This is a genomic window from Pseudomonas sp. D1-36 (genome assembly GCF_051132205.1).
In the GTDB taxonomy this organism is placed as follows: Bacteria; Pseudomonadota; Gammaproteobacteria; order Pseudomonadales; family Pseudomonadaceae; genus Aquipseudomonas.
Window position 1 is genome coordinate 3,616,235 of the sequence record NZ_CP071674.1, and the last position, 13,242, is coordinate 3,629,476.

The following is a 13,242-nucleotide window of genomic DNA, read 5'->3' on the forward strand; positions in this document are numbered from 1 at the left end:
CGAATAATTCCTGAATGCCAAGACATAGCTGTGACCGGCGACAGGCCTCGGGGGTTGCAATCATTGCTCAGGAACCGGTTCTTGACATGGACTGGCTGCTTTCAAGCAAGGCAGCAAATGCCTGCTTGTCGATTGGCCGGCTAAGGAAATAGCCCTGCACTTCGTGGCATTCATCGGTGCCCAATGAACCCAATTGTGCCAGGGTCTCCACGCCCTCCGCCGTGACGGTCAAGCCCATCGCCTTGCCCAGGTTGATAATCGCCTGGACCACGGCGCGGTCGTTGCTGCTATTGCTCATCGAGGCAATGAAGCGCTTGTCGATCTTGATGCCGTCGAACGGGTATGTGCGCAGGTAGCCGAGGGATGAGTAACCGGTACCAAAATCGTCCATGTTCAAGCGCACCCCCAATTCCTTGAGCGCATTCATCACCTGGAGCGCGCCATCCACGTCGTTCAGCATGACGTTTTCGGTGATCTCCAGCTCCAGGCGACTCGCCGGGAAGTGGGTTTCGATCAATACCTGGCGGACATCCTCGACCACATCGCTGCGTTCGAATTGCGCCGGTGACAGGTTGACCGAAACCATCAGCGATCCCGGCCAGGTGAGCGCGGTTTCGCACGCCTCGCGCAGTACCCAGCGCGACAGCGGGACGATCAGGTCGGTTTGCTCGGCCAGCGGAATGAAGGCATCGGGGCTCAACAGACCCTGGGTTGGATGTTGCCAGCGCACCAGCGATTCCACCGCGACGATCTCTTGGCCGTCGACCGTGTAGCGAGGCTGGAAATGCAGGATGAATTCGTTGTTCTTCACCGCTTGGCGCAGGTCGTTTTCCAACTGACGACGATGCTGGATCTGATCGTTCATGTGCGAGGCGAAATAGCACCAGGTCTTTTTACCCTCGGACTTGGCCTGGTACAGGGCTATGTCGGCGCAGCGGATCAACTCGCCTGGTACGTAGCCTTGTCGTCGGCTCACGGCAACGCCGATGCTCGCACCAATGTGCAGGGAATGGGACTCGTAGTGGATCGGTTGCTGCAGGCTGTCGATGAGCCGCGTACAGAATCGGTCGATTTCAGTGGAGTGCTCCACGCCACTGAGCACTATCACGAACTCATCCCCTCCCAGGCGCGCCACCAGGTCCTGTTCACGCGTGCTGTCGCGCAGGCGCTGGGCGACTTCCAGCAACACAGCATCGCCCGCCGCATGGCCCAGGGAATCGTTGATCGGCTTGAAGTTGTCCAGGTCCACCATCAGCAGGGCCAACGGCGCGGAATGCTCCTTGGCGATCAACGCGTCGTCCAGGTGTCGCGCCAACTTGTTGCGATTCGGCAGTCCGGTCAGCGCATCATGCAGCGACAGATGCTGGACTTGAGCGTGGGCGGCCACCTCATCGGTGATGTCGCTGGCCGTGCCGCGATAGCCCGTCACGGTTGCCTTGTCCTGGATCGGTCGCGCCGAGACCCGACAGAATCGCAATTGCCCGGAATGATCGCGGTAAGAGCAGCGCAGGTTGCTGGCGTTCTGTTCTTCGACCAGGTTGCCCAGCCAGGAAGCAATGGGCAGGGTGTCGCAGAACAGCAACTGCTCGATCTCCTGGCCTAGCCACTGCTGGTCGGAAAAACCCGTGACGGCGTTAAAGCGAGCCGATAGATAGGTGATGCGTTGCTGGCTGTCGATCTCCCATATCCAGTCGGACGCCGCCTCGGCCACGGCGCGAAAACGTTCTTCGCTGGCCTCGAGCGCTTGTTTCGATTTTTCAAGGCTGTCGTAGCTGGCGTCCACCTGTCGAGCCGTGCGCATGGCATACCGGAAAAAATAGGCAGTGAGCAACGCCAGGATCAGCAATGCGCCTCCCAACGGCGGAGCCAGTGACCACAGCAAATGCTGGCCCGGCCGCTGCAGCTGCGATATCAAGCTGTAGCCGGTACTGTCCAACGGCACCGCGGGCTGGCCGGGCTCCAATGTGGTGTCTTTCACCAGGGTCAGGTCGGTCAGGCCGTAACCCATGCCCACCTTGCGCAGTTTCACCGGCGTCAGTTGGTCGACGAACAGGAGGATCGACGTCTCCCTGGCGTTGACCTGGGGACGTTCGTCGTTGGGCACAATCACCGAAGCCGTGACGACGGCCGGCCAGCCTTCGAACAAGGTGTAGCGGATCATCGGCCTGGTCAGGTCAGGTTGTGCCTGGAGCTCATCCACGAGGTCCTTCAGCGGCATATTCATGAACGACGCCGCGTCTGCCTGGACCTGCTGGCCCCGCACCACGGCATATTTGGTGCGCTCATGGTCAATGACAAACACACCTTCTAGTTCATCGTTGGTGAACAGGGTCTTGCCCATGTTCTGGTCGGCATAGGCCCACTGCACATCGACCTCGCCGCTTAGGTGCTCGTAGGCAGTGGTCCAGTAGGCGTAGCTGGTGATGTAGTTTTTCGTGGCTGTGATGCGATTATCGAGGGCACGCTGGATATAGAAGCGGGTCTCATCCACATCCTGTGCATCCAGCTTTTGCGCGATGTTGAACAGCGCGGCGACGGCCACCAGAACCCCCAGGACAAACAACACGCCAAGGGCCGCCACCAGGCGACGGGTGATCGGCGTATGACGCGAGACATCAGAGGGGGTATCGGCAGTGGTATCCATTGACCTGTTCCTATCCTTTCGGCGCTGGCTTCGCCGTGCAAAGGTCACGGCGTGAACCGCATCGGACCGTTGCGCTTTCTTAACCTTAGCAGCCATCGTCCAGCCAGATGATGAGCCCACAAGATTTGACGAAAGGGCCCACGCCTAGCCTGCATGTTGACCAATGGACCGTTATCCGCCGCCGATGATTCCAACGGATCTCAACGGTCGGAACGCTCCAGCGCATCCAGCGCGCCTTCCCTGGATAGGACCGCGACACAGTTGCGACCGCTGTGCTTGGCCTGATAGAGCGCAGCGTCCGCCCGTTGGATAAACACTTCGGTACTGTCCAGGCTGCTCGGCACGAAGGCATAGCAGCCGAGGCTGACCGTCAGGTAGCCAGAGGGGGAAGCGGAGTGGCTGATGTGCTTGTCGATGACACAGCTGCGGATCTGCTCGGCCAATGCCATGGCACCGTGCAGGTTGGTGTCGGGCAGCAGGACGGCGAACTCCTCGCCGCCGTAGCGCACCGCCAGGTCGGCCTTGCGATGACAGCAACTCTTGAGCACCTTCGCCACCTCGGCCAGGCAGTGGTCCCCCGCAACATGCCCATAGGTGTCGTTGTAGCGTTTGAAAAAATCGATGTCGAGCATGATCAGGCTCAGGGGGCTGCGCTGGCGAGCGCCTCGCCCGAATTCGATGTCCAGGGCACGTTCGAATAAACGCCGATTCGCCAGGCCGGTCAGGCTGTCGTGGGTGGCGATCAGCTCCAGCGCTTCCTGGGCCTTGCGCAAGTCTGCCTCGATCCGCTCGCTGTTGCGCACCTGGCGCACGAAGACCCAACCAAACAGGCAAACGCCCAACACCACCAAGGCCACGATAAGGCTGGACTGGAACGCCCTGTCGTACCAGCCCGCCAGGATCGCTTGTTCGGACATCGCGGCGGTCACCATCAGCGGATAAGCCTGCAGATGCCGGTGCCCATATAACCGGACGATGCCGTCGGGCGCCGGGCGGAGCACCGTATCGCCGGCGCCCATGCTTGCGTGCTGGTGTTCGTAAACGTACTCATCGGCAAGCGGACGACCGATCTGTCCCTCATCGAAAGGACGACGCGCCAGCAACGTACCGTCGGACAGCGCCAAAGACATTTCGCCTTTGGCGTCGAGACTGAAGCTTTTAAAGAATTGATCGAAATAGGACATCTTGATGCCGGCCAGCAGCACGCCCTGGAAGTTGCCCTTCTGGTCATTCAATCGACGGGAAACCGGAATGATCCATTCACCGTTCTGTCGGCTTCGAACCGCTGGGCCGACGTGGGCGATCAGCGAGGCGTTCTGCTGGTGGAACTTGAAATAGTCCCGATCGGCCACCCCCGCCCCCCTGTGCAGGTGTTCGAAAGAAGTAATGATCCACTGGCCGTTCTTGTCGAACAGGAACAGACCATGCAACTGCTCCAGGGACTGCACCCGCCGGGCAAATGTCTGGTGCAGGCGTGGACGTGTCGACGGACCGAACCCGTCGTTTTGAATCCAGTCGGCCAGGCTGGCAAGCGCCAGGTCGGCTTGCAGGAATGTGTCCTGGGCCTGTTGGGCCATGGCCCGGGTGAGGTTGGCCGAAGCGAGGCGCGCCGACTCCAGGTCATGCCGACGGGACTGCTCCAGTTGCAAGAAGAGCAAACCGCAGAGGCACAGGCACACGGCTGCGATGAACATCACTGCGGCCTTGAGCAAAGGCAGGCGTTTCAAGGCACCGCCAGGCGCATGGTTCGGATCGTGGATGGGGATAGGCAAGCGAAATCCTGGGGAGGGCAAAACAGTGAGCGAGTCGCTCAAAAGCCCCCAATAATCGCGAGCTTAGCGTACCGCTTGGGGGGCGGCAATTTGCCTTTAGGAGTAAGTCGATGGATGGCGCAATGGATCCAAAACAAGCCAAGCGCAAGGCACGCGCCGCGCCCGGAGAATAAATTTGAACGGCCCCTGGCCCACATGAACTAACAAAGTTCATGGCCCGGCCCGTGCCTTGCGCGAATCGGCCAGGGCACAACCTGAACAGCAATGGCACAGGTGATCCCGACCCATGGATTCAAGCTCTCTCGACATTTTTACCGACACCCAACTGCTCGGCATTTCCATCGCCAATTGGTTACTGGCACTCAGCGTGATGACGGTGAGTTTCATCGTTGCCAGAGCCGGCATCGGCTTCCTGTTGAAAAACGTACGGGCACGGGCGCAAAGGCCCGATGCCTACGTCAGCCATATTGCTGTCGAGGTCTTGTCCAGCACCAGCAACACCCTGCTATTGCTGGCCTCGATTCTGATCGGCATCGGTGTTCTGGACCTGCCGGAACGCTGGCTGGGTCGGGTCAGCAGCCTTTGGTTCGTCGTCGCCGCCTTGCAGGTGGGGTTATGGGCAAACCGGGCGATCGCCCTGGCCTTGCTGCACTATTTCGCGCGTCACAGCCACAGCGACATCCATCAGAAAAGCGCCTTGGCCACCTTGAGCCTCTGGGGCGCAAAAGTGTTCCTGTGGGCAGTGGTGCTGCTGGCGATGCTTTCCAACCTGGGCGTGAACATCACAGCATTCGTTGCCAGCCTCGGCGTTGGCGGCATTGCCGTAGCGCTCGCCGTGCAGAACATTCTCGGCGACCTGTTCGCCTCGCTGTCCATTGCCGTGGACAAACCCTTCGAAGTCGGCGACTTCATCGTGGTCGGTTCCCTGGCGGGCACCGTGGAACATGTCGGCCTGAAGACCACCCGGATCCGCAGCCTGGGCGGCGAGCAGATCGTCATGGCCAACGCGGGGATGATCAGCACCACCATCCAGAACTACAAACGCCTGCAGGAGCGCCGCATCGTCTTCGAATTCGCCCTGCCTCAGGAATGCTCGACCGAACAACTTCGGCAAGTGCCCGTCATCGTCGAAAACATCATCAAGGCCCAGGAGAAAACCCGCTTCGACCGCGCGCACTTTCGCGGTTTCGGCGAAAGCACGTTGGAATTCGAAACGGTCTACATCGTGCTGGACCCCAGCTACAACGTCTATATGGACATCCAGCAAGCCATCAACCTGGGGATGATGGACGAGTTCGCCAAGATCGGCGTGCGCTTCGCCATGCCGTCCCGCGCCGTGCACGTGGCTTCGTTGCCGGAGATGCCTGAGCAATTCGCCAGGGGGAACAGTGAAAGGATGCCGCTACGAACCGATGGGGCAGGCGCCAAGCATTAACCGTCAATTGCGCTTCCATGACCCAGCGCAAACGCCCACCCTGCCCCTTCGGCTAAGCTCAACCCATCACCACGACAGGGAATCGACATGAGCAAGGCAGACGAACTCGCAGCAAAGCTGAGGCAGGCCCAACGCGCGCCGGCCGACACTGACCATTGCGCCGACCTGGCGATTGAACACTGGCCTGGCCAGGTGTACGAGCTGTACCGCCAGATTGAAAGCTGGCTGGCGCCGGTCTGTGAGGCGGGCCTGGTTATCCGGCGTAACCCCACCCATGTGTTTGAAAGCCATTCCAGCGGGTCGACTTACAACTATGCCATCGACCAATTGGTGATCGAGGGCAATCACCGCCGTATCTTGCTCGACCCGATCGCTCGCTTTTCCCCCGATGCCGAGGGATGCATCGAAATCCATACGAAGGGATTGGAGCGCTGCATCCTGCGCACGGTGGGGATGCATGGCGAATCCCATTGGCATCTGCGGCCAACCGGCCAGCAGAAGCCCGAACCCGTGACCCTCGATGAAGACACTTTCCTGTCGTTCATCGAGGAAGGCTTGGGCCTTTAAGCACAAACGGGATTCAACGGATTGCCCGTTCTCAGAGTCGATTCGATTCAAATGCCGCATCAGGCCCGCTTTTGATTGGCGTCCCTGTTTGCCGGTCAATGAGGATCGCCATGGCATTGTCGATCTCGTCGGCGGCACGCTCCGCATGTTGGGCATCCGCCCAGGTCCAGTGTTGTTCGGACACCAGGCCGCCCACCGCCTGGGCGCATAACTCATCGCAACTGATGCCCATTTTTCCCGCAGCAGCTATTACCGCCAGAAGGGCCTGCTCCAAGGGTTGAATTCTCTCAGTAGACACAACTAACCAACTCGGTAGATAACGAGTCCAAAGTCTACCAAGATATCAATGTGCCACCAACCGCAGCCGCCCAACGGCTCCCAAGTCAACGCCCCGTGCTGTATGTCACGGTGGGCGACGCTTGTGTCGATGGTCGAGCCGCCGCCCGAGCTGCCAGAATGGTGAGGATTGCGGCTACGACCAAGACCGCGGCACTGGTTTCGAAGGTCGCGCGATAACCGCTCAAGTCAAACAGCACGCCGCCCACCGTGGCCCCCGAGGCAATGGCGAGTTGAACGATCGCGACCATCAATCCACCCCCTGCCTCGGCATCGTCCGGCAACGTCCTTGCCAGCCAGGTCCACCAGCCCACAGGCGCGGCCGTGGCCACCAGGCCCCAGAGGCCGAGCAGTAAGGCTGTGATGGACGCGGAATCGCCGAACCCCACCAAGGCCAGGGCGATCGCGGCCATGAGCAGCGGGATGATGATCAGCGTGCGATACAGGCCTTTTTTGAGGAGCGCACCGATCAGGAAGGTGCCGAGCAATCCCGCCAGACCAATCGCCAGCAACATCAGCGAAAGCAACGAGACGTCCACCCGCGTCACGCTCTCCAGGAACGGCCGCAGGTAGGTAAACAACATGAACTGGCCCATGAAGAACGTGCTGACCGCCAGCATGCCCAACGCAACCGGCGCCCGGGCCATCAGCCTGAAAGGATTGGCGGCGCCCCGTTTCGCCTGGATGGGCATCGACGGCAGGCTCATCAGCAGCCATGCCAGGGCGAGCGCAGCGACGGGCACGATGCAGAAAAACGCACCACGCCAGCCGATGATCGCTCCCAGGAAACTGCCCAACGGCGCGGCCACGACCGTGGCCAAGGCATTGCCGCCGTTGACGATGGCAAGGGCCCGGGGGACTTTATCCTGCGGCACCAGGCGCATGGCCGTCGCCGCCGACAACGACCAGAAGCCGCCAATCGCAACGCCGATCAGTGCCCGCCCGACCATGAAAACCAGATAACTGGGCGCCAGTGCCGCCACCGTTCCGGAGATGATCATCAACAGCGTCAGCGCCGAGAGCAGCCACTTGCGTTCGATGCGCGCCGCGATCGACGCGATGAACAGGCTGGTGACTAACGCAAAGGCACCGGAAACGGCGATGCCCTGACCAGCCTGCCCTTCGCTGATGTGCAGGTCTGCGGCCACCGGTGTGAGCAGGCTGACCGGCATGAATTCCGACGCAACGAGTGCAAAGGCCGCCAACGACATGGCGAGCACAGCGCCCCATGCAGGTTTGCCCTGTGGTTTTGGCAATGAGGTATCGGTCATGAAAATCCTGAAATTGCTTGATGGGCTCGGAGCCCCTCTCTTGGGTCTAATGATTGCACCGAGCATGGACCCGGCGAGCGAGCGCCGTTCCGGATGAGCTTAATGTGACGTGCAGTTTTAACGACCGGCAAGGGCGACCGGTAGAACATTTCGCTGGAGTTCTTGCCCGATCCTGTGAACCCGCCTGTTTGCCATAGGCAACGCTTCGCTTGGCGGGGTAATGTTCTGCCTATAGCTCTCAATCCCGCAGATATCGACATGACCGCCCAAGACAGATCGCTCCAACAGAGGCTCGCCAACCTCATCGATAACCGGACGACAGGACCGGGCGACTTTGAAACATCAATTGCCGGTCTTTGTTTTTTCCGCCGCGACGCCCCTGCCCCACCCATGACCTGCATGATCGAACCGAGCATCGTCCTCGTCGCCCAAGGGATGAAACAGGTGTGGATTGGGGGGCAGGCGTATGGGTACGACACCGCACGTTTCCTTATGACTTCGCTGGATATGCCTGCGAACTCGGAAGTGTTGGCCGCCAGCCCGCAACAGCCCTGCCTGGGGCTGGTCATGCGACTCGATTTGCGCATGGTGGCGGATCTGATCGCCCAGGGCAGCGTGATACCACGGGTCGAGCGCGCCGTCGGGATAGGTGCGGGGATCGGCACGGCCACCCAGGATTTTCTCGAGCCGTTCGTGCGCCTGCTGGCCCTGCTCGATGAACCCGACGCCATCCCGGTGCTGGCGCCCTTGATCCAGCGAGAAATTCACTATCGGTTGTTGATGGGCGACCAGGCCGCGCGGCTAAGGCAGATTGCCTCCGTCGACAGCCAAGGCTACCGGATCGCCAAGGCCATCGACTGGTTGAAGCTCAACTACACCGGGCCTGTCCGTGTGGAGGACCTCGCGTCGCGCGTGCAGATGAGCGCCCCGACGTTCCATCACCATTTCCGCCAGCTCACGGCTATGAGCCCACTGCAATACCAGAAATGGCTGCGGTTGAACGAAGCAAAGCGCCTGATGCTCAACGAGCACTTGGACGTGGCGAGCGCGGCCTACCAGGTGGGCTATGAAAGCCCCTCGCAGTTCAGCCGAGAATACAGCCGTCTCTTCGGCGCGTCCCCGAAGCGGGATATCGCGGCGTTGCGCAGGCCGGCAAATGCCATTAAAGCTGATTGACTCGTGGTGCCCGGCTCCACCTTGGCGACTCGGCCTCATCCTACGGGTCCGCCAGCGCAATACATTTGCGCGCCAGGATCAGGGGGATTGCATTGCACCTACACCAACCGCAAGCCAACCATGCGCAAGCCATGGAATACCTTGGAGCGCGCTTCGTTGTGCTCATCCGCCTGACACTGCGCGGTAATACTGCGTCATGTACTCCACGAACACGCGCACCTTGGCCGGCAGATGCCGGGCATGAGGGTAAAGCGCGTAGTAGTGCCGTTCCCCAAGGGTGTGCTCAGGCAGGATTCGCACCAGCCTGCCGGCCAACAGGTCATCTTGCACCGTCGCCAGGGTAAACGCGGCTATGCCGCCGCCTGCCAAGGCATAAGCGTGCAAGGCAGTGATGGTGTCTGTATGAAAAATGCCCTGGCAATCCAGACTGACGGGGCCTTCCCAGGCGCTGGTGAGCGTCCACTGAGGAGTCGCCCCATACGTCAGCAACCGATGCTCGTTGAGTTCGGCAGCACTGCGAGGCAAACCGCACTTGAACACGTAAGCCGGCGCCGCTACCAGCACCAGCGGTGAAACGCTGAGCAAACGGGCGACCAGGCTGCTGTCGGCCAAGGGCCCGCAAATCCGCAACGCGACGTCGAAGCCATCGGCCACCAGATCGACCAACGGATCAGAGCAAGACAAATCGATCTGGATCTCCGGATACCGCGCCTGGAAGGCCGGCAACCAATGCGCCAACTCCAAGGTGCCTACCACCAGCGGCGCGCTGATCCGAAGCAGCCCGAAGGGACGCTCGTGTTCCAGCGCGACGGCTTGGGACGCGGCATCGACTCGGTCAAGGATATCCACGCAGGCTGCGTAGTACCTTTCCCCTGCTGCCGTAAGGCTCATGCGGCGGGTATTGCGATTGACCAGACGCACGCCCAACGTGGATTCCAACTGATGCAAATGCCGGGAAACCGACGAGTGCGTGGTGTTCAGCCGCTCAGCGGCGGCTGAGAATCCCTGGGCCTCAGCGATGCAGCGGAACACACGCATGGCGAGCATCTGATTCATAGGGGGCTTAGCGCACCGGTAGCTTGACGATTTCGGCGGTGTTCATCACATCGCCGAACGTATCCTCAATCTCGGCGAGGGCAGCCTTGTGCAAGGCGTCCTTGTCGATCGATTCCCCATTGACCCGGGTAATCGCACGCGTAGCCGATGCATCGGCCGCCACCAACACGTTATAGCTCAGCGGTGCCGCATCCCGAGCAGCGCCCGCCACGCACGCATGGGTCATGAGGCCGGAGACGATCACGTTCTCGATACCCCCGGCTTTCAGACGCTTGTCCAGATCGGTACTGCCGAACACGCTGACGGTGTTTTTTTGCAAGACCGGGTCATTGGGCCTGGGCTGCATATCAGGATGGAATTTCACGGTTTCACCGTCGATGGCAAACACAGGGGAGCCGGCGGGTGCGATGTGCTGAACGTGGTAGACCGGCATTTGGTGTTCATCGGCGAATTCGATCAGCTTCCGGGCGTTGGCCAGCGCTGCCGGGCCGTCAGGGATCGGCATCTTACCGGTGAAGTATTCATTCTGAAAATCGATCACCAGTAACGCGGTTTTACCGGCAGGCAACTGGCTCACGGGCACTGCGCCAGACATTGCACGAATGGTTGGATGACTCTCGGCCGAGGCGCCGGCACTGGCGAGAACGCCTGAGAATACACAGGCGGTGAGCAATCGACGGGTAAAGCTTTGCATGGGCAGTTCCTTCTTTCATGGAGTGAATGAAGGGAATCCTAGGTGGATGGCTGGCGCCGGAACACAGCGCGGACGGCACAGAACTTGTTTGGAATCTGCACAAGTGAACCATGATCGAGCGCTCAGGACTGTCTACAGCCCCGTACCTCTGCCCCACTGCCCGCGATTATCCGCTTCCCCACTTTCTCCCCCACTTCCAATGCCTGCCCATCCCTCTGCTTGCCCTGCCGCGCCTGCCCCACCAGCTGAGGAATCAAACCCCCTTCCGGTAAGTGCTTCCAGAATCGCCCCGGCATGTGCTGGCGCAACGCGGTGGGGTTGAGCCTCGCCGGATTGAAGATGTGTCGATAATAGGTGCGCCACAGTTCCGCGCCGGGATCTTCGGCGTGGCGGGCCCATTGTTGCCATTGCTCAGGGCAACGGCGTTGATAGTCCAGCGAATGCCCATCGAAACGAATGCCATCGCGGGGCGTTGCGATCAGCCAGCGTTGCCGGCCCAATCGCTCGGCAAAATGCCCGCTCGCGCTTTCAAGGATGTCGTGGGCGGGCTGGTGGAAAGCCACAAGATCCAACTGCAGTTGTTCGGCGACCGCCGGCGGCAGCGGTACGAAACGCACGAACGCATGAAGGTGATGGGCTTCGCGGCTGACCTGTTTGATACGCCGTTGCAATTCGCTGCCCAATCGATCGCCAGCGAGCATTGCGGTGCGGTCGCCATGGGCGACGCGCCAGAGCACTTCGTACAGCAGATTCCAGCGTTGTTCGCCCTGGTAGCGGCTGGCCTGTTCCAATTGCCCCAACAACCCCGCCGGCACGCGCGTCTGGAACGGCCCCGGGCCCTGTGGCAGCGGCGTCGGCACAGCCAGCAGGTCGGCGATCGGGCCCTGGGCCCATGTCACGTCGCTGGGGTCGATTCCGTGGCCCAGCAGCGTTCGGGCCTGGTCACGCCAGGTGCTGAAAACGTCGTCACAATCGAGGGCGATCATGCCCACAGCCCCATTTGCACCGGCCGCTGTGGGTCGCGCAAGCGCGCTCGGAGCAGCCCGCTGCGCACTTGGCCGTCAGCGGGGCGGTAATCGCTGGTCACGATAAACGGACGCGCCTTTTCCAACACGCAACGCAACTGCACCAAGTCGTCGTAGCGAATCCGCCGCTCCCTGCGCAGTGTCACCAGCCGCTGGACACTGCGCAGGCCGATGCCGGGAATGCGCGCGAGCAAAGCCGGCTCGGCGCGGTTGAGGTCGAGTGGAAACACATCACGATTGGCCAATGCCCAGGCCAGCTTGGGGTCGATGTCCAGGTCCAGGTTGGTGGATGTGCTCAATAGTTCGCCTGCCTTATAGCCGTAGCCTCGCATGAGGAAGTCGGCCTGATACAACCGATGCTCCCGCAGCAAAGGTGGCGCGGCCAGTGGCACGCTGGCGGGGCTCTCGGGGATCGGGCTGAAGGCGGAGTAATAGACTCGCCGCAGGCCGTAGCCCTGGTAAAGCGACTCGGCGTTGCTGAGGATGGCGTGGTCATCGGTGGCATCGGCCCCGACGATCACTTGCGTGCTCTGCCCGGCCGGGGCAAAACGAGGCGCCCGCGGCTCGCCCGCCACCGCCTGTTGGCCGTCGTGGATGGTGCCCATCGCCTGACGGATGGTAGCCAGTTGCTTCTCCGGCGCCAGGCGCTTGAGGCTGATCTCCGAGGACAATTCGATATTCACGCTCAGGCGATCCGCCAGCCGCCCGGCCTCTTCGATCAATAGCGGGTCGGCGTCGGGAATGGTCTTGAGATGGATATATCCACGGAACTGGTGCTCTTCGCGCAGCAACCGCGCGACTCGAACCAACTGCTCCATGGTGTAATCGGCCGAGCGAATGATGCCAGAGCTCAGGAAAAGGCCGCTGATGCAATTACGTCGATAGAAATCCAGGGTCAGCCGGACCACTTCTTCGGGTGAGAATCGCGCCCTCGGCACATTGCTGGAGCGGCGGTTCACGCAGTACTGGCAGTCGTACAAGCAGAAATTGGTCAACAACACCTTGAGCAGCGATACACAGCGACCATCCGGCGTGTAGCTATGGCAGATACCCATGCCATCCGTGGCCCCAAGCCCGTCCCGCCCCCGCGAACTGCGCTTGGGGGCGCCACTGCTGGCGCAGGATGCGTCATATTTGGCGGCATCGGCAAGAATGCCCAGCTTGGCAATGAGTTGCATGGAAAACACTCGAACACTGGATGCATGAACAGTATTCGCAGATGCGCCGTGTTGCAAGCTCCGTTGGTCAATCCAGCCGCCGAACCGA

The 13,242-nt window shown here is 61.0% G+C and carries 11 protein-coding genes; 3 read left to right on the forward strand and 8 right to left on the reverse strand.

The annotated features are described in order from the left end of the window. Positions 1 to 67: 67 nt before the first annotated feature. Positions 68 to 2,644, reverse strand: coding sequence for a bifunctional diguanylate cyclase/phosphodiesterase (locus J3P76_RS16055; protein ID WP_434610628.1), 2,577 nt, complete (start codon positions 2,642 to 2,644; stop codon positions 68 to 70). A gap of 200 nt (positions 2,645 to 2,844) precedes the next feature. Next, the gene (locus J3P76_RS16060; protein ID WP_434610626.1) at positions 2,845 to 4,416 is read right to left on the reverse strand and encodes a sensor domain-containing diguanylate cyclase; all 1,572 of its coding nucleotides are present in this window, start codon (positions 4,414 to 4,416) and stop codon (positions 2,845 to 2,847) included. 286 nt (positions 4,417 to 4,702) lie between these two features. Here J3P76_RS16060 and J3P76_RS16065 point away from each other — a divergent pair, with 286 nt between their 5' ends. After that, positions 4,703 to 5,851 carry a mechanosensitive ion channel family protein gene (locus tag J3P76_RS16065; protein WP_434563318.1) on the forward strand — a complete coding sequence of 383 codons (1,149 nt, stop codon included), beginning with the start codon at positions 4,703 to 4,705 and terminating at the stop codon, positions 5,849 to 5,851. An 87-nt stretch (positions 5,852 to 5,938) separates the two neighbouring features. Beyond that, positions 5,939 to 6,418, forward strand: a complete 480-nt coding sequence (locus J3P76_RS16070; RefSeq protein ID WP_420764651.1) for a hypothetical protein — start codon at positions 5,939 to 5,941, stop codon at positions 6,416 to 6,418. A gap of 31 nt (positions 6,419 to 6,449) precedes the next feature. On the opposite strand, the gene J3P76_RS16075 is transcribed toward J3P76_RS16070, so the two are convergent. Then, positions 6,450 to 6,692, reverse strand: coding sequence for a hypothetical protein (locus J3P76_RS16075; protein WP_434610621.1), 243 nt, complete (start codon positions 6,690 to 6,692; stop codon positions 6,450 to 6,452). A gap of 109 nt (positions 6,693 to 6,801) precedes the next feature. Next, positions 6,802 to 8,025, reverse strand: a complete 1,224-nt coding sequence (locus J3P76_RS16080; RefSeq protein WP_434700962.1) for an MFS transporter — start codon at positions 8,023 to 8,025, stop codon at positions 6,802 to 6,804. 258 nt (positions 8,026 to 8,283) lie between these two features. Between J3P76_RS16080 and J3P76_RS16085 the strand changes: the two genes are divergently transcribed. Beyond that, on the forward strand, positions 8,284 to 9,201 hold the full coding sequence (locus J3P76_RS16085; RefSeq protein WP_434610616.1) for an AraC family transcriptional regulator: 918 nt from the start codon (positions 8,284 to 8,286) through the stop codon (positions 9,199 to 9,201). Positions 9,202 to 9,363: 162 nt separating this feature from the next. Here the strand turns inward: J3P76_RS16085 and J3P76_RS16090 are convergent, their stop codons facing one another. The 4 genes from J3P76_RS16090 to J3P76_RS16105 form a co-directional block, all read right to left on the reverse strand. Beyond that, on the reverse strand, positions 9,364 to 10,257 hold the full coding sequence (locus J3P76_RS16090; protein WP_434610614.1) for a LysR family transcriptional regulator: 894 nt from the start codon (positions 10,255 to 10,257) through the stop codon (positions 9,364 to 9,366). A 7-nt stretch (positions 10,258 to 10,264) separates the two neighbouring features. Next, on the reverse strand, positions 10,265 to 10,951 hold the full coding sequence (locus J3P76_RS16095) for a cysteine hydrolase family protein (protein WP_434610612.1): 687 nt from the start codon (positions 10,949 to 10,951) through the stop codon (positions 10,265 to 10,267). Positions 10,952 to 11,073: 122 nt separating this feature from the next. Next, positions 11,074 to 11,943, reverse strand: a complete 870-nt coding sequence (locus J3P76_RS16100; protein WP_434610610.1) for a TIGR03915 family putative DNA repair protein — start codon at positions 11,941 to 11,943, stop codon at positions 11,074 to 11,076. Continuing rightward, the gene (locus J3P76_RS16105) at positions 11,934 to 13,154 is read right to left on the reverse strand and encodes a putative DNA modification/repair radical SAM protein (protein ID WP_434563302.1); all 1,221 of its coding nucleotides are present in this window, start codon (positions 13,152 to 13,154) and stop codon (positions 11,934 to 11,936) included. Before J3P76_RS16105 ends, J3P76_RS16100 begins: the two co-directional genes overlap by 10 nt. Positions 13,155 to 13,242: the final 88 nt, after the last annotated feature.